The sequence below is a fragment of the Chlorogloeopsis sp. ULAP01 genome (assembly GCF_030381805.1).
Classification (GTDB): Bacteria; Cyanobacteriota; Cyanobacteriia; order Cyanobacteriales; family Nostocaceae; genus Chlorogloeopsis.
Window position 1 is genome coordinate 134,715 of the sequence record NZ_JAUDRH010000003.1, and the last position, 15,489, is coordinate 150,203.

A 15,489-nucleotide genomic window follows, 5' to 3' on the forward strand; every position below is an offset into this window, starting at 1 on the left:
GAGCCAGCGCGTTGGGCGGCTACCCTCCGGGAAGCCGCTAGCTAACGCAACGCCTGACGGCGAACGCGTCTAGTGCCGACTTGTAGCGACTGGCGAAAGGGTTCCCCGGCATAAAGGAGCCAGCGCGCCCTTGCGGGTTAAGCGCGTTGTAGCGACTGGCGTCACCTGGCGTGAGGGTGCACTGTCTTCGCGAGTGGGGTGTACTTTATTTGCTTGGGAAACGCTATAGTAGTTAGTCATTAGTCAATGGTTAGTAGGGGAGGCAGCGCGTTGTCGCACCTGGCGTCGAGTTCCCCCGGTTGTAGCGACTGCCGTGCGGGTTTATTTAAATATTTTGTCTTTGTTAGAGAAATATATTGTTAAAACTCGCCCGTACAGTAATTGGTTGTTGCCACTTAGCACTATTCAATAACCACTATCTACTAACTATTATCCTGCTAAACTAAAAATGACCCCAAGAACCAGTAAATATGCTAAAGCGTTCTAAGTTCGAGACTACCCAAACCCAAATTATGCACCGCGCTGAGGATCTGATTAGTGCAGCCTCAAATCGCTACCGCATTACGGTTCAGGTGGCAAATCGTGCAAAACGTCGGCGTTACGAAGACTTTGACAATAACGATGATGTAATGATGAAGCCGGTGTTGAGGGCAATTATTGAAATGTCAGACGAACTAACTCAACCAGAAATTATAGGCGAAGTATAAGGAAATACTATTTGCCAAGTAGAATGAGCAAAAAATTATCGTTATTGCAGCTTATGCTTAAGTCTTGGCAGATACTCTCTGTACTCCTCCTTAAAAAGGGGGCAGAAATAATATTAGTTTTGAGTGTATTGATTTTGGGTTTTAGTAAAACAGGATTAACATACACTAGTTTGTTCTTTGCCAAACCTGCTTACGCTCAGAGAGTCAATCCTAGCGAAGTTTGGCAACAAGTATATAAGCAGTTGCCAGATTTACCAAAGGAAAATAATTATACTAGCCAAGAAACAGGAAAAGTTGCTGCAAACAACACCTTAGTTAGTCGCATGATCCGCTATCACATTTATGTTAAGGGGCGCCCACCAAATTATCGACTCGATTGGAAATTAACTTTAGCTGATTACCTGGATGCGAATGAAGTTATGTATGAAACACTATATCCAGGTCATGATATACTGCGTCAAAACCCATTTGCAGGCGATCGCGCTGCCATCCGTCGCCTCAATCGTCAGCAGCGAAATGCCCTAGTACAAGCGTTAGTCAATGTTTTTAATGATAGGGACTAGGGATTAGGGATTAGGGACTAGGAAATTTTTTATTTCTAGCCTCTAGCCCCTAGCCTCTAGCCTCTAGCCCCTAATTATGGAACGTGTAATTAAAAGTGGATCTGGTTGGCGTATTGGTTGGAGTCCATCTGCACCTGAATTTAAAGGTTTAGTAGGTACAGATGATTGGGCGATCGAGTTAACAGAAGCAGAATTAGATGATTTTTGCCGATTATTGTTACAGTTAGCAGACACAATGCAGCAACTTTCGTCTGAATTAATGGATGAAGAAAAAATTGCCTGTGAAGCCGAAAGCGATTTACTTTGGATGGAGGCAGAAGGTTATCCTTATGACTATAGCCTTCGCTTGATTGTAAATACAGGTCGTTGTGTAGAAGGTAAATGGAGTGCTTGTGCTATTCCAGGTTTAGTGCAAGCTGCTGGAATGCTTCAGGTTTTTTAGTTGAACTATATTTTTATTTTAAAGTTTGTGTTAGTATATAAAGGTTGTCGGGGCGTAGCGCAGCTTGGTAGCGCGCCACTTTGGGGTAGTGGAGGTCGTGGGTTCAAATCCCGCCGCTCCGATTTATAAGCATTTAGAAACGCTTAAATAATAGCAAGTTGAGCCTGCCAGCAAAGAATACGAAGAATAGTAGATGTATCCTTACCCCGTTGCTAACTGCATCACTTTATCCTTCAATTCATTTAGTTCTTGCTGAGTAACATTAAACCCATATAAACCGAGTAATCGTTCTCGCAAATCACCTGTTTCGTTACAAAACTCCATGACTGCGTACAGTATCTGATACTCTCTGGTTGTTAACATTTCTATATTGCCTTTACCTTTTGGGTTTCGTGCTTCCTTTGCGATTTTATTGTTCCCGCTTGCAACGTGACTGTAGTAATGGCTGAGTGTAATTCATATAAACTTCAACCAGGATTGCCACTACACTTCACAAAATATGACGAGCAACTATGCTCTGCGTCTTTGTCAGCATAGATTTAAAGAGCATCCATCAACATTACATAACGCAAATATTCTTAACAATACTCGGAAAGCGATCGGCATAAACTTATAAACTCGAACTATTGCTCGTTTTTCAAATACAGCGGATTGCAAGTTAATAGAGTACACCCTTTCATCTGCCTTGCTAAGGGGGATGAAAGGGGTGTATCCGATAGGGTAGGTGGAGCAATGTACTTCATCTAGATGAGATGGGCTGTATATGCCTAAATACTTGTCCTTGATTACATACAATGATTTTTGTAATTCTGGTTACAATCTCAATTAACATCAAACCAGTTCGTATGGTATATGTATATTTATTCCTATAGAAGAAGCTAGGAGTAGATAACAGTAGCTATCTTCTAATAAAAGCAGTAATAAATAATTGTATAAATGTATACAATTTACTATTGTAAACATTTATGCATTGATTAAACAAAAATGCCGGAAGAGTTTATGACACTTTTGGGAGCATATCTCAGGTTCTGCGGTTGCATACAAGTAAGCATCTGTGCCAATTAAAAAACTTGTCTAAAGATGAATTGATTAGCATTTAGCAGCAAAAGAGGGTGATTTTAGTCATTTTCCATCGATTTTAGATGTTGTTAAACACTAAGATTTTTTCACTCAAGTTATAGAAGTGTAAAGATGCATAGTGCTTTTATGCTTTTAAAAAGCTACGGTTTACACGAAACTGTATTAGGCAGTTAACTTTTTGTTCAATTAGTAACCCTTGCTGAAATGTGTATAGAAGAGGACAAGGAGAAGAGAGACGGGGAGCGCGTTTTTACTCCTAGTCTGCGTCTGTTAGTTCTCTTTCCCCGTATCTATCCCAATTTCCTATTGTTCTCTACCTTATTTTCAAGTTGGGTAAAACTAAAATGGATGTAGATAAGACAAAAGATGTAAATAAAGTAAAAATAGACAAATTTGCTCAAAAAACACGAGCAATGGATCAGCGTATAGCTCAACTGTACGAAAATGTTATTGCTATGCCTGTACCAGCTAATGCAGTGCCGCAAGCTTTGCTCGAACTTGGTACCGCCTCACAAAAACTGCATCATGCAATAGAGGAACTGTACCAGCAAAATGAGCAACTAGAACAAACACAAGAAATTTTAGAAGAGCAGTACCAACGTTACGAGGAGCTATTTGAGGAAGCACCAGACGGCTATTTGGTAACTGATGCCCAGGGCTGCATTCAAGAAGCTAACTATACTGCTACTAAATTGCTGAATGTTGAAAAGCGATTTCTAGTTGGCAAACTGATGATTAGTTTTGTTGCCTTAGAGCAGCGTCAATGCTTTCGTGACTTACTCACCCAGTTAAGCCAACATCGTAAAAGCCAAGAGTTAATTATAGGCTTGCAACAACGGGGAGGCAAGTTATTTAATGCAGCATTAACAGTAGCAGTTACTTACAATCAGCAGGGGAAACCCCAAAATTTACGTTGGCTACTGCGAGACACAACTGACTCCCGACGAGGGGAATTAGCATTAAACAAAAAAGATTACAACTTTAGTAGCGATCGCCCCCTACATAAATATTCTAAAAGAGAAATTATCCCTTTAGATCCACAGACGATTTGGTATGTGCATCAAGGCTTAGTAAAACTAACTACGCTTTGTGAAACCAATGAAGAAGTGCTAGTAGGATTGGCTGTTCCAGGAATGGTTTTTGGCTCTTACATGACTTCTCTAAACACTTACCAAGCCACAGCACTTTCGGATACTGAATTAGTCTCTATTTCAGTGTTTGAAATCATAGCTTCTCCAAGTTTAAGCCATGCTCTTTTACCTAAAATAAATCAGAGATTACGGCAAACAGAATCTTTTTTAGTGATTTCTGGATTAAGAAAAGTGCATGATAGATTAGAGTGTTTTTTGCAACTTTTGAAACAGGAAATAGGGGAAACAGTAGTACAGGGAACCCGCCTTAAAGTTCGCTTAACTCACGAAGATTTTGCCAACGCTTGCTGTACTACTCGAGTAACTATTACACGATTGCTGTGCAAGTTAAAAAAACAAGGAAGAATTTCTTTTGATGTTCACAGATACATAATTCTAAGAAATATAGACTAGCTAATTAACTAATTATTCCGTGAATATCTCTTTCATGCAAGAAAATTGTTGTTTCACTACCAATTCTACCCATAACTGGTTCTGGCCCTTTTTCCATTTCAACGGCATATTTCCAGGTGTTGGCATCAACTTGAAAATCTAAAATTGTGCCAACACCTCCAATAAAATAAACAAACTGATGGATAGTAAATTTCGGTGGTGTTAGCTGCTGATTTTTATTCATTGTTAATTTCCATTCTTAACTCTGTAATTAATAACTAAATTAATTAATGATATTTTTACTATCTTCTAACTCAAGAATAGATTAGTTTTCTATCAAAAGTTTATTTAGTATGAAATAAAGATGTATATGTCAATACAAATCCTTGCTTAATAGCTGTAAAGCTATCTTAAATTACTGCTTTGTCGCCAGATATTTCATTGATTAAATAGTATTATTTTGCTGCCAACTTTTTATACAAACAAAAAGTATGGATATTTATATTGACAATGTTGTGTTTTAACAAAAGTGTATTAACTATCACACTCTTATGTAAAACTAATTTATTTCTTTAGATAGAAGAGTATTATATATAGAATGTAGTTTACTTTCTAATAAGCTTTAGATTTGATTCAGACAAGTATTCTGGGGCTAGGAGATTACAAGGTATTTCAATTTAGCTTTGTAATCTTCTTATCTTTATGTTAATAAAAATCTATTTTTAATTTTGGTCTCAAACTCTCAAATTTGGCTAAGAGCAAAATAGATTTAATTTTAATAATTTGTGTTGATAAATTACGTTGAAAAAAGTGCAAAATATTATAGGACTTACGTAAAATTTCTCTAAAATCCTCTTTCTTCTGCATTCTCTGCGGTTTATTATTCCATACACCCGTGCGTAGGCCCTGTATTAATTGTATTATTTAATTGATTAAAAATCTTTACCTTGCAAGAGATCACTGCTAGATACTATACGGATGGGTTTTGTCAATGATATCTCTATTGGAGGCGATCGCCTATTTACTCAACCCACCCTAACAAAAAATGACAAGTGATTTTTTCTCAGATTACCTCGTTGCCAGTTTGCGCCTCGCTGTACCTTTGGCATACGCTGCTTTAGGAGGACTATACTCGGAACGTTCGGGAGTGCTAAATATTGCTTTGGAAGGTATGTTGCTAACTGGTGCCTTTAGCAGTTCAGTTGCAACTTTTTACACTGGAAATGTTTGGATTGGGGTATTTGCAGCATTAGTAGCTGGTGGATTCGTCGGACTGATCCACGCTTTTTTATGCATTAGTTTATACGTGAATCAATTAGTATCTGGTTTGGCGATTAATTTGGTAGTAGTTGGATTCACATCTTTTTTGGCGCGGCTAGTATTTCACGGTAGTAGTACACAGCGTTTACCAGGAATTGAGCCGATCATTATTCCTAGTCTTGCCAATCTTCCGCTCATTGGTTCTTTATTATTCCAACAAGATATTCTTGTATATTTTCTTTTAATTTTAGTTATTTTTACTACTTATCTTTTATTTAAGACTAGCTTTGGTTTAATCTTAAGAGCGGTAGGAGAATACCCTAAGGCTGCTGATACTGCGGGAGTATCTGTACAGCGCGTACGTTATTTGGCTGTAGTGATGAGTGGATGTCTTGCTAGTTTAGGGGGTGCTTATTTAAGCTTAGTTCAAGTCAGATATTTTGCTGAGGGCATGAGTGCTGGTAAAGGATTTATTGCCATAGCAGCTTTAATTTTTGGTAAGTGGCATCCCCTTGGCAGTACTTTAGCGTGTTTGCTGTTTGGTGCCACCGAAGCTTTACAATTGCGGATTCAAGCCTTGGGCGCGAATATACCTTATCAGTTTTTGGTGATGTTACCTTATGCGATCGCCTTACTCGCCCTATTGGGATTAGCTGGTAAATTAACGCCCCCAGCAGCGTTAGGAGTACCGTATTTTCGAGACAATAGAGCAAGTAAATAAAATTTTAGATGTTACCAAATCGTACTATAAATTCAGATGCCCAGATGTGATATATCGTGTCTCTACTAAAGATTTTGGCATTAAGCAAAATCATTTTCACACCATGAAATCAGCAATGCCAAATTTTAATAATTGCCGATTGCAGATATCCAAACGGGGCGATGATGCCCCGTCTTAACCCTTATTCTTAAACGTTTATAAAGGGTTTGTCAGAGTTCTGCTACGACTTGATGAATTATAAAATTCTAACTTTAGCCCGTAGTTCGTGCTAATAAAACTGGGCAAGTAGCATTGATTCTCACGTAGTCAGACAAAGAAGAGCCTAAAAGTCGATCTAAATCAACAAAACTTTTAGCAATTGAAGGACGACGATCTGGAGAACCAATTAGTAATAGATCCACATTTAACTCCTCTGCCAAGCGACAAATTTTTTCACCCGGCTTACCCATACTCAGCACGCAACGAGGTTGTACACCTTGTTTTTTAACTTCTGCAACAGCGCCTGCTAAAACAGGATGTTGTTCGGGATTAATCTGAGTTGATGTAGCAGATTCACCTCCTAAATCTGTGATTACATGGGACAGAATTAATTCTCCTCCCTTGATATCTCTAATTAAAAATAATGCCAAATTCAAGCACTGTTTTGATGCGTCAGAATTATCCATCGCTACCATAATGCGGTTAATTTTTTTGACATAAATGTCATCTTTTACCAGCAACATGGGGCGAGAAGATAATTGAAAAACATACTGACTGACAGAATTTGCTAAAATAGATTGCAGTCGTTTGAGTCCACGAGAACCCATGATAATTAAGTCTGCATCCATTTCCTCTGCTACTTGACAAACTACATCTTTGGGTTCGCCTTGCCGCAATATTGAAGAGACTTGACTGGGATCTAAATTCAAAGTTTGAATGGCATTAGCCAATACTTTGCCACCTTCTTCCCACTTAGCTGTCATAGCTCCGGCGGTGCTTTGTGGCGGAACAACGTGCAAAACTGTGACTTTTGCTCGTTGAATTGATGGTATTTCCTTCAAAGTTTTCAGCATCTCTTCCGCATGTCCCAGCCCAGAGACAGCTAGCAAAATATTGTTGATCATCGTTACGCCTTGTTGCTCACGTAGCTTTGGTTTGCAATCTCTTGTAATTGGCTTAACTTTCACCGCCTTGCTGAATAACACTATCAACTCTCAACAGTAAATAGTCAATAGAATGCGAATTTAATGCTTTTGACTATACACTGCTAAATATTGACAAATGTTATTTTTGTTTATACCTAGTGACGAATAATTTTCAACTAGGCTTCATTTATTCAGCTTACTCTTAATATTGCACGATTAACTTAATGAATGATGATGAATTTTATTAGTTTTAATCTATGTTTACTATTTTTAATTAAAGCTAAGTTAAGTATTGCAAAGAAAGACAGAAAAAATAGATAAAATCTATTTTTGTTTATTGACAAATTTTCAATATGCTATTAGGAGTTTACCTATTGTAAGTAATAACCTCTCACGGGCGAGAACATTCTTGCTGCAAAGGTTGTTGGGCAAGTTCTACTAACTCGGCTTGTTGTAACAGATTGATCCAGAGGTTCGATAAATTCTTGTCAGAGGGGTTGCAGGCGCGTAGTTCTGCTACGGTTGATAGTGTATCAAACCAAAGACCTTGTTCGGCATAGATAGAAATACGCTCTTTAGGGTTCAATTGCTGCAATTGATTAGTTACATTTTGAGTGAGGGCGACTCGTTGTATCCAACCATCTACAGAAATAACAGAGCGAGGTGAAGAATCTGTTAGATCACAAATAATTGATACAGTCCAATAATAAGTTTGATTAATTTCCAAGGGTGGAGTCTTACCTTGATTAGGTAGGGCTAAACTAGTTACGCCTGCTTCAGTACTGGGTTTGAAGGTTGTGTTGTACAGGAGGGTTTGCTGGCGCGATCGCTCATCTATCTTATATAAGGAAAACTTTGTCTGTAGGGCTGTATTTTTAGGTGAGTACCAAAAAAAACGAGGATAAGCAGCACTTGTCAATCCCAAATTAGTTGCTGGCAACAGTAAAGCCAAAAGTGCCGGATCGCCAGAAATACAGCTACCTCTACGTGTACTCCCAGCTTCCCGGCGTGCTGGTAGTTTCTTCACAGGTATCTTAACTTGGAGGTTACCACTTTTGTTGCTACGATTACCTGTTTGTTTTGTTTTGCTTGGTAGTTGGGAATTGGAGGTTTTCTGTGCAATAGCCTCCAAGGGTAAGCCCCAAGGGAATATATGCAGAAGCAAAGATAAACAAACTTTCAAAAAATTTGGGCGATACACGTCAAAAAATATTATTTTGCTTGTGTTCCTTACAAACCAGACACCTGGTTAGGAAAAAATAGTTCCCTGACATTCAAACCTTAAGAGACTATTTAATGTACTTTTGTATTATTCTTATCCATGTTATTGTTCACGCAGAAACTATCCCTGAATAAATAAGGTGAGTATCTAAGTTTGTTCCTTACCTTATGAATTCATCTAATCACGGTAATAAGGCGCTAGTTATAGCGCCTTCTTTGTTGTTTTTATCATTTGTAGGATGAGTAGAGCGCAAGCTTTACCCATCATATGCTGATAAATTTGTTGTCTTAGGCAGCAGCTAAACCATTATGCCTGAGTAATGGTTCTGTACTTGGTTCACGCCCCCGGAAAGACTTAAATATTTCCATTGGGTGCTGACTACCACCGAGAGCCAAAACTGTATCACGATAAAGTTTACCTGTAACTTTTACGGCTTGCTCGTCTTCTAAACCTGCCTCTTCAAAAGCAGCAAACGCATCTGCACTAAGGACTTCTGCCCATTTATAGCTATAGTAACCTGCTGCGTATCCTCCCGCAAAAATATGTCCAAAAGCGCATAAGAAAGAATCTTCTGGTAACGGTGGGATGACAGTAGTTGTCTTGGCAATGCGATCGCGTACATCTTTGGGTGTTTCATTTCCACCAGGGCGATAGCGGTGGTGCAGTTCGATATCAAGGAGGCTAAAGTGCAGTTGTCTGAGAATCCCACTGCCACTCATATAATTCTTTGCCGCTAGTAGCTTTTGGTAATAGTGTTCTGGTAAGGTTTCGCCAGTTTCGTAATGTTTAGCCATGCCAAACAAAGTCGGGCGATCATAACACCAATTCTCCATGAACTGACTAGGCAATTCTACAGCATCCCATTCGACATTATTAATACCTGCGGCTCCAGCATAATCTACCTTAGTTAGCATATGATGCAAACCGTGGCCGAATTCATGGAATAAAGTTTCTACTTCCGTAAAAGTCATTAAGCTTGGTTTGCCATCAACTGGGGGTGTTTGGTTGCATACCAAATACGCTACGGGTAAGCGAGTCTTCGCCGAACCATTTTCTGTGAATTTACCCCGATTAATACAGGTATCCATCCATGCACCACCACGCTTTTCGGCGGGGCGACTGTAAGGATCTAGGTAAAAGTAAGCGATGGGATTACCTGCCTCATCAGCTATTTGGAAATAACGGACATCCTCATGCCAAACGGGCGCTTTCCCATCAGCAGGTGTGACTGTCACACTGAATATGCGCTTCACCAATCCAAATAAACCATCTAGCACTTGGGGTAGAGGAAAGTAGGGACGTAGTTCTTCTTGTGTGAAGGCGAATTTTTCTTCTCGTTGGCGTTCTGCCCAAAAGCTAAAATCCCAATGCTTTAAATCATTAGCTTCTGCTGCACCTTTAGAAGCTGCAAAGGCTTTCAAATCTTCTAATTCCTGCATTGCTGCATCGTAACTAGCTTGGCGCAATTCTTCCAGTAGTTTTTCTACAGCCTCTACATTGGGAGCCATTTTACTCGCTAAACTAACTTCTGCATAAGTCTTATAGCCAAGTAGCTCTGCTAGTTCTTGACGTAACTTTAAAACGCGCTCAATGATTGGATTATTATCTAACTCTCCAGACGAAGCACGAGTCATGTAGGCTTTGTAAAGCACTTCGCGCAAGTCACGACGAGTACTAGACTGCATAAAAGGAACATAACTGGGGAAGTCTAAAGTAATGCGCCAAGGCCCATTTTCTAAAGTTGCATCTTCTGCTCCCGCATCTCGTGCTGCTTGTGCTGCTAAACTAAGTAAACTGGGGGGCAAACCGTCAACTTCTTCTTGAGTTGTTAACGTCAAGCCAAAAGCTTTTGTTGCATCTAGGACATGGTTAGAAAACTTAGTGGAGAGTTCAGCCAACTCCATTTGAATGGCATTGAAACGCTCTTTTGCCTCACCTTGCAAACCAACTCCAGAAAGTTCTGCATCTCGAATCGCAGCTTCCACAATCCGCTTTTGGGCAGAGTCTAAATTATCCCAACTATTACTGTTGCGCAGTGCTTTAAAAGCATTATATATGGGTTGACTTTGACTCAACTTGTTAGAAAACTGTATTACCTGCGGTTGTACGGTTTCATAAGCTTCTCTGAGTTCTGGGCTATTTTTTACCCCCATCAAATGGCTGACTACACCCCAACTCCAACTGAGACGTTCGGTAATTTTTTCTAGAGGTTCTACTAAATCGTTCCAAGTCGGCTGTACTTTAGACTCTAATTTGGTAAGTTCTTGATCTAATTCTGTTAGCAGCTGGTTGAATGCTGGCACCACCTGTTCTGGTTTAATGTCTGCAAATGCAGGCAAACCAGAGCCTTGAAGCAACGGATTATCTAAAATAGTAGCTTTTTCACTCATGATTTATTCTGAGTACCCTAAAATTAAATGCGATCAGTGATTTATCTTTCTCTATTTTCTAATGTAGCGATCGCATCTACTATTGGGGGTTTCTCTGTAGCCAATGTCAAAATACCCGTACTCATACAGTTATTTACAAAGCCCACAGCCTAACTTTACTAAGCTGTGGGTTAATTTGAACAGTTTGTACTTAAATTTCGCTTTTAAAAGCTAATTTTTTATTGTTGATTTTGAGAACCTTGGATAACTACTTGTGGGTTCTTAACTGCTTGTTGAGTATTTTCTTTTACATCCTGGAAAAACTCTTTAGTCGCTGGAGGAATCGGTTCATTAAGATTAAGTTTTTCAATGATATTCTCTTTAGCGCTTTCTAAGATATTTTTACCAGATTCTTGAGTATCCTTTACTGCTTTTTGAAATTCTTCGCCACCTTCAGAATGATATTGTTGTGCTTCTGGTGTTAGCGCTTTCGCCTGAGCAGAGTGTTGATAAGAATTGCCAAATGCTGTACTAAATAAAAATGCAATAGTTACTAGCAAAACAGTAACTATCTGGCGTAAGTGAATACCTTCTATCCAAGTTATTACTCGATTCATCGAGATGAAACCTTCTGTATTAGTAGATGTCTGGGAATGTTTCTCATGCTAATTATGCCGAGAACGTAATTCACAGAAAATTTTTTTGCAAGTTACGATATCAGTATTTAGCTTTTATTAAAAGCGCACATCAGCCTGACGATATATATGGCAATCCTATTTTTCAACATACAGATCCCCGACTTCTTTTAGAAGTTAGGGAGCTTGGGAATCTTTTTTTTCACAAATTTTTTTCACAAATAATTTAGAACTGCTTCCATAACCATTAATTAGCAAGAGCGCGATCGCTATGTCGCCGATCTACTACAGTTCGATTGTAAGTTGCGCTAATAATCTATCCTGTTAAAACTCAACAATTTGATGGTTTAGTTCCAAATATCTAAAATTTCGGCTGCGGAGTATATAGTTTATGCAGCCCCAGCAAAACTAGCACAACACAAAATTGCACAACAGATGGAGACAACACGAATCCCATTATTAACAGCATTACTCCGCTAAATACAACTGCAATGCGATAGACTTCCTCACGTACTTTGAGTCCTAGCCAGATAGCACCCAAGCCGATAAACAACAACACTAAATAACTTGCTAGCATCCTGCTCTCCCTCATCTACACTGTCGCTTGTCTGTCGCTCCTACACCATAACAGTATTTTGACTATTAGAAATATCGAATAATTTCGATATTAGATAAAAAGAATTGATGAAGAGGAGAATTTATCTCTATCTATACTATAACTCTGTAGCCACATGAGTGACAAACTCAGAGAAAGCTTCTTCATTACGACGATAATAGGTACACTGTCCTTGGCGTGTAGATATAATCAGCCCTGTAGCCTCCAGCATAGACAAATAATGAGACACAGTAGATTGAGCCAAGCCAGTTTTCTTTTGAATACTACTAACGCAAACACCAACTGTACTAGGATCTACATCTTGAGGAGGAAAGTTTGCTTCAGGTTCTTTCAACCAATGCAAGATTTGTAGCCTAGTTTCGTTAGCAAGAACTTTAAATATATCAGTATCTTTCGTATCCATAAGGCTAATTATATCGAATAAATTCGATGTTTCAAGACTACTATTGGTAGTGTAATTAGCCTAAATCAAAATAAATGTAGGGAATTAACATACTGTTTCTTGTAAAATTCCTTAAAAGGAGAGATTTTTTGTAATTATGATGAAATTAGTCTTTCTGTTCTATTTACACTGACAGTATTTTCGTAATTAAAAATACATTAACCTCTAGCTATTAGTTTTACTAGGTTAGCAAGTATGCGACCAATCTGTAAGCTTAAAAAGCTGGGGAGAGAAAATTTGCCCTCTTAACAACAGGGTAATCTCGTTACCAGGTTCAACCTGGTAACGAGAATATAGAGCCTCTGGCTCTCTCGTGTGTTTTAGATAAATTTTATAGTCAGGAGACGCTATTACAATGCCCCCACTATAAATTCAATCTGCTACTTGACTACCATGACTGCGCGGATCGTCTTTGCTACCTGCTGGTGCTACTGATGCTGAAACTTTAGAAACTTCCCCACTAGCTTGAGCATAGGGTAAGGGTGAATTAGCAACTAAGGCTTCTAAATTACTTGCCATAACTGTGCGGGGTTGATCGCCGATCGCCTGTGCAACAGATTCTCCTTTCTGGCTCAAATATACAAAATGGGGAATACCATCTACCCGATATTTCAACATTTCTGGCAGCCATTTGGTGTTATCCACATTGAGCATAACAAAATTAACTTTGTCTGCATATTGCTGTTCTAGTTGAGCGATGTCAGGTGCCATTTTCTGGCAAACAGTACACCAATTAGCATAAAATTCCACTAACGATGGCTTGCCATTGGTCAAAGCTACTTCTAATGGTGTAGATTGTTCATCTAAACTAGTCAGGGAAACTGAGCTAGTTTCGCTTTTCAATCCCAAAACAAGGGCAACACTAAGGGCGATCGCCACAACTGCAATTAAAAAATTTCTCAGGCGCACTCCAAAAGAAGATTCCGGCTTGATTGGAGAATTCACAGGTGAATCCGTACTCATAACAGGTTTATTAAAACATATTAAGCACTGTTATCTTTAACTCTAGTACTTTTGTTAGGTAATGGCCTTGTGTTTTTTGACTGCTGCCAGGTAAGAAGAGGACAAGGAGACAGGAGTTGAGGAAGTGTAAGAGTAAATTCTTCCCCATCTTCCCTATCTCCCCCATCTTCCCTATCCCCTCTTACCGAGCAACGGGTTGGGCAGACTTGGGAAACATAGATGGATCGATCGCTATTCCTAAACCTTCTGCCACGCGACTACCGTAATTCACATCTGCCCGGAAGAAATGGCAAAGTTGACGCATTTGCAGATCGTGTCGCGCCTGACTTAAACTGCCTACAATGTTCTGGATCAGACGCTCCTGTTGATCGGGTGTCATCAGCCGATAGAGATCTCCTGCTTGGGTGTAATCGTCATTTCCGGCACGGTGATCGTAGCGATCGACTTTGACATTGCCTAAATCCAAAGCTGGCTCTGCATAAGCACAATTTTGCTTCGGTGCGTTCTCATAACTGTTGGGTTCATAGTTGGGTGCATTGCCGCCGTTGTTACCCAATACCATCGCACCATCACGCTGGTAGTGCATTACCGGACATTTTGGCTGATTGACAGGTAATTGCTGATAGTTGGCACCGATCCGATAGCGGTGAGCATCGGGATAGGACATAATCCGAGCTTGCAATACCTTATCGGGAGAGAAGCTGATGCCGGGAACGACGTTAGAAGGAGAAAACGCCGCCTGCTCAACTTCGGCAAAGTAGTTTTGAGGATTGCGATTGAGTTCGAGAATACCTACGTCAATCAAGGGATATTCTGAATGCTTCCAAACTTTTGTCAAGTCAAAGGGATTATCTTGATGCCGTGCCGCCTGTTCTTGTGTCATTACCTGAATGCAGACTCGCCAACGCGGATAGTTTCCTTGCTTGATCGCCTCAAATAAATCACGGGTGGCATGATCGGGATCCTCACCCTTAACTCGAATTGCTTCTTCTGCTGTAAAGTTTTCAATGCCTTGGATGGTTTTGAAATGGAATTTGCACCACACCCGTTCTCCTTGGGCATTAATCAAGCTGAATGTATGGCTGCCATAACCGTTCATGTGCCGATGGGTTTTAGGAGTGCCGCGATCGGAAAATAGAATTGTAACCTGATGTAGAGACTCTGGGCTAAGTGACCAAAAATCCCACATGGCGTTGGCATCTTTACAATTTGTCTGCGGATTGCGCTTTTGCGTGTGGATAAAATCAGGGAATTTGAGCGGATCGCGGATAAAGAAGACTGGTGTATTATTACCTGTCAAATCCCAGTTACCTTCTTCTGTATAGAATTTGACTGCAAAGCCTCTGGGATCGCGTTCAGCATCGGCTGAACCTTTTTCGCCTCCTACCGTAGAGAACCTGAGAAGAACTGGGGTTTGCTTGCCAATTTCTGAAAAAACTTTGGCTTTACTGTAGCGAGTAATGTCGTGAGTAACGGTGAATGTGCCAAATGCGGCGGCTCCTTTCGCATGCACAACACGCTCAGGAATTCGTTCTCGGTTGAAGTGAGCTAACTTCTCCATTAAATGAAAATCCTGCATTAACACAGGGCCACGATCACCTGCTGTTAAAGAGTTCTGGTTATCTGCAACTGGAATACCATCGGCGGTTGTCAATGTTTTGGGATCAGCCATAGTGGGCAATTTCTCCATAAGTTTAATAAAACGTTGCAATATTTATCTGTTCGGTAGTTCGCGCTTGAACTCATAAACAGTCAATTTATTCATAGTCGTTATGACTTTGTTTCTATAACGTAGTCAAAACGACTATGGATTAGTAGGGTT

At 39.8% G+C, this 15,489-nt stretch carries 17 protein-coding genes and 1 tRNA gene; 7 read left to right on the top strand and 11 right to left on the bottom strand.

Translation table 11 applies throughout. The annotated features are described in order from the left end of the window. Nucleotides 1-69 precede the first annotated feature (69 nt). Entirely contained in the window at nucleotides 70-240 is a 171-nt protein-coding gene (locus QUB80_RS06850) for a hypothetical protein (RefSeq protein WP_289788759.1), read from the bottom strand. Nucleotides 241-470: 230 nt separating this feature from the next. Here QUB80_RS06850 and QUB80_RS06855 point away from each other — a divergent pair, with 230 nt between their 5' ends. From QUB80_RS06855 to QUB80_RS06870, 4 genes are all read left to right on the top strand, one after another. Next, nucleotides 471-707 (top strand): DNA-directed RNA polymerase subunit omega, encoded by a 237-nt coding sequence (locus tag QUB80_RS06855; RefSeq protein ID WP_289788760.1) that lies wholly within the window; start codon nucleotides 471-473, stop codon nucleotides 705-707. Between the two features lie 53 nt (nucleotides 708-760). After that, nucleotides 761-1,270 (top strand): hypothetical protein, encoded by a 510-nt coding sequence (locus QUB80_RS06860; protein ID WP_502875283.1) that lies wholly within the window; start codon nucleotides 761-763, stop codon nucleotides 1,268-1,270. Between the two features lie 76 nt (nucleotides 1,271-1,346). Further along, the gene (locus QUB80_RS06865) at nucleotides 1,347-1,712 is read left to right on the top strand and encodes a DUF1818 family protein (protein ID WP_289788762.1); all 366 of its coding nucleotides are present in this window, start codon (nucleotides 1,347-1,349) and stop codon (nucleotides 1,710-1,712) included. A gap of 48 nt (nucleotides 1,713-1,760) precedes the next feature. Then, nucleotides 1,761-1,834: transfer RNA gene (locus QUB80_RS06870), tRNA-Pro, on the top strand. A 79-nt stretch (nucleotides 1,835-1,913) separates the two neighbouring features. Here QUB80_RS06870 and QUB80_RS06875 read toward each other — a convergent pair. Then, complete coding sequence (locus QUB80_RS06875) at nucleotides 1,914-2,075, bottom strand: hypothetical protein (RefSeq protein ID WP_289788763.1); 162 nt, start codon at nucleotides 2,073-2,075, stop codon at nucleotides 1,914-1,916. A gap of 1,061 nt (nucleotides 2,076-3,136) precedes the next feature. Between QUB80_RS06875 and QUB80_RS06880 the strand changes: the two genes are divergently transcribed. Beyond that, complete coding sequence (locus tag QUB80_RS06880; RefSeq protein ID WP_289788764.1) at nucleotides 3,137-4,336, top strand: helix-turn-helix domain-containing protein; 1,200 nt, start codon at nucleotides 3,137-3,139, stop codon at nucleotides 4,334-4,336. Between the two features lie 4 nt (nucleotides 4,337-4,340). Here QUB80_RS06880 and QUB80_RS06885 read toward each other — a convergent pair whose 3' ends face one another. Further along, nucleotides 4,341-4,559, bottom strand: a complete 219-nt coding sequence (locus tag QUB80_RS06885) for a hypothetical protein (protein WP_289788765.1) — start codon at nucleotides 4,557-4,559, stop codon at nucleotides 4,341-4,343. An 801-nt stretch (nucleotides 4,560-5,360) separates the two neighbouring features. On the opposite strand from QUB80_RS06885, the gene QUB80_RS06890 reads away from it, so the two are divergent. Beyond that, nucleotides 5,361-6,296 carry an ABC transporter permease gene (locus QUB80_RS06890; protein ID WP_289788766.1) on the top strand — a complete coding sequence of 312 codons (936 nt, stop codon included), beginning with the start codon at nucleotides 5,361-5,363 and terminating at the stop codon, nucleotides 6,294-6,296. A 251-nt stretch (nucleotides 6,297-6,547) separates the two neighbouring features. Here QUB80_RS06890 and QUB80_RS06895 read toward each other — a convergent pair whose 3' ends face one another. From QUB80_RS06895 to QUB80_RS06905, 3 genes are all read right to left on the bottom strand, one after another. Beyond that, nucleotides 6,548-7,399 (bottom strand): universal stress protein, encoded by an 852-nt coding sequence (locus QUB80_RS06895; protein ID WP_289789093.1) that lies wholly within the window; start codon nucleotides 7,397-7,399, stop codon nucleotides 6,548-6,550. Nucleotides 7,400-7,811: 412 nt separating this feature from the next. Next, nucleotides 7,812-8,552 carry a DUF928 domain-containing protein gene (locus tag QUB80_RS06900; RefSeq protein WP_289788767.1) on the bottom strand — a complete coding sequence of 247 codons (741 nt, stop codon included), beginning with the start codon at nucleotides 8,550-8,552 and terminating at the stop codon, nucleotides 7,812-7,814. 377 nt (nucleotides 8,553-8,929) lie between these two features. Continuing rightward, on the bottom strand, nucleotides 8,930-11,032 hold the full coding sequence (locus QUB80_RS06905; protein ID WP_289788768.1) for a M3 family metallopeptidase: 2,103 nt from the start codon (nucleotides 11,030-11,032) through the stop codon (nucleotides 8,930-8,932). Nucleotides 11,033-11,059: 27 nt separating this feature from the next. On the opposite strand from QUB80_RS06905, the gene QUB80_RS06910 reads away from it, so the two are divergent. Further along, a complete protein-coding gene (locus tag QUB80_RS06910; RefSeq protein ID WP_289788769.1) occupies nucleotides 11,060-11,185 on the top strand; it encodes a hypothetical protein in 126 nt (41 codons plus the stop codon). Nucleotides 11,186-11,250: 65 nt separating this feature from the next. Here the strand turns inward: QUB80_RS06910 and QUB80_RS06915 are convergent, their stop codons facing one another. The 5 genes from QUB80_RS06915 to QUB80_RS06935 all read right to left on the bottom strand — a co-directional run bounded on the left by QUB80_RS06915 (nucleotide 11,251) and on the right by QUB80_RS06935 (nucleotide 15,339). Continuing rightward, nucleotides 11,251-11,628 carry a hypothetical protein gene (locus QUB80_RS06915; RefSeq protein WP_289788770.1) on the bottom strand — a complete coding sequence of 126 codons (378 nt, stop codon included), beginning with the start codon at nucleotides 11,626-11,628 and terminating at the stop codon, nucleotides 11,251-11,253. A gap of 379 nt (nucleotides 11,629-12,007) precedes the next feature. Continuing rightward, entirely contained in the window at nucleotides 12,008-12,223 is a 216-nt protein-coding gene (locus tag QUB80_RS06920) for a hypothetical protein (protein ID WP_289788771.1), read from the bottom strand. A 136-nt stretch (nucleotides 12,224-12,359) separates the two neighbouring features. Next, the gene (locus QUB80_RS06925; protein WP_289788772.1) at nucleotides 12,360-12,665 is read right to left on the bottom strand and encodes an ArsR/SmtB family transcription factor; all 306 of its coding nucleotides are present in this window, start codon (nucleotides 12,663-12,665) and stop codon (nucleotides 12,360-12,362) included. A gap of 411 nt (nucleotides 12,666-13,076) precedes the next feature. Further along, nucleotides 13,077-13,667 carry a thioredoxin family protein gene (locus QUB80_RS06930; protein WP_289788773.1) on the bottom strand — a complete coding sequence of 197 codons (591 nt, stop codon included), beginning with the start codon at nucleotides 13,665-13,667 and terminating at the stop codon, nucleotides 13,077-13,079. 181 nt (nucleotides 13,668-13,848) lie between these two features. After that, on the bottom strand, nucleotides 13,849-15,339 hold the full coding sequence (locus QUB80_RS06935; protein WP_289788774.1) for a catalase: 1,491 nt from the start codon (nucleotides 15,337-15,339) through the stop codon (nucleotides 13,849-13,851). Nucleotides 15,340-15,489: the final 150 nt, after the last annotated feature.

Excerpts from the sequence above, each read along its gene's own strand:
- QUB80_RS06850 (WP_289788759.1), bottom strand. The coding sequence starts at position 240 with ATGACTAACTACTATAGCGTTTCCCAAGCAAATAAAGTACACCCCACT.
- QUB80_RS06855 (WP_289788760.1), top strand. The coding sequence starts at position 471 with ATGCTAAAGCGTTCTAAGTTCGAGACTACCCAAACCCAAATTATGCAC.
- QUB80_RS06860 (WP_502875283.1), top strand. The coding sequence starts at position 761 with ATGCTTAAGTCTTGGCAGATACTCTCTGTACTCCTCCTTAAAAAGGGG.
- QUB80_RS06865 (WP_289788762.1), top strand. The coding sequence starts at position 1,347 with ATGGAACGTGTAATTAAAAGTGGATCTGGTTGGCGTATTGGTTGGAGT.
- QUB80_RS06875 (WP_289788763.1), bottom strand. The coding sequence starts at position 2,075 with ATGTTAACAACCAGAGAGTATCAGATACTGTACGCAGTCATGGAGTTT.
- QUB80_RS06880 (WP_289788764.1), top strand. The coding sequence starts at position 3,137 with ATGGATGTAGATAAGACAAAAGATGTAAATAAAGTAAAAATAGACAAA.
- QUB80_RS06885 (WP_289788765.1), bottom strand. The coding sequence starts at position 4,559 with ATGAATAAAAATCAGCAGCTAACACCACCGAAATTTACTATCCATCAG.
- QUB80_RS06890 (WP_289788766.1), top strand. The coding sequence starts at position 5,361 with ATGACAAGTGATTTTTTCTCAGATTACCTCGTTGCCAGTTTGCGCCTC.
- QUB80_RS06895 (WP_289789093.1), bottom strand. The coding sequence starts at position 7,399 with ATGATCAACAATATTTTGCTAGCTGTCTCTGGGCTGGGACATGCGGAA.
- QUB80_RS06905 (WP_289788768.1), bottom strand. The coding sequence starts at position 11,032 with ATGAGTGAAAAAGCTACTATTTTAGATAATCCGTTGCTTCAAGGCTCT.
- QUB80_RS06910 (WP_289788769.1), top strand. The coding sequence starts at position 11,060 with ATGCGATCAGTGATTTATCTTTCTCTATTTTCTAATGTAGCGATCGCA.
- QUB80_RS06915 (WP_289788770.1), bottom strand. The coding sequence starts at position 11,628 with ATGAATCGAGTAATAACTTGGATAGAAGGTATTCACTTACGCCAGATA.
- QUB80_RS06920 (WP_289788771.1), bottom strand. The coding sequence starts at position 12,223 with ATGCTAGCAAGTTATTTAGTGTTGTTGTTTATCGGCTTGGGTGCTATC.
- QUB80_RS06925 (WP_289788772.1), bottom strand. The coding sequence starts at position 12,665 with ATGGATACGAAAGATACTGATATATTTAAAGTTCTTGCTAACGAAACT.
- QUB80_RS06930 (WP_289788773.1), bottom strand. The coding sequence starts at position 13,667 with ATGAGTACGGATTCACCTGTGAATTCTCCAATCAAGCCGGAATCTTCT.
- QUB80_RS06935 (WP_289788774.1), bottom strand. The coding sequence starts at position 15,339 with ATGGCTGATCCCAAAACATTGACAACCGCCGATGGTATTCCAGTTGCA.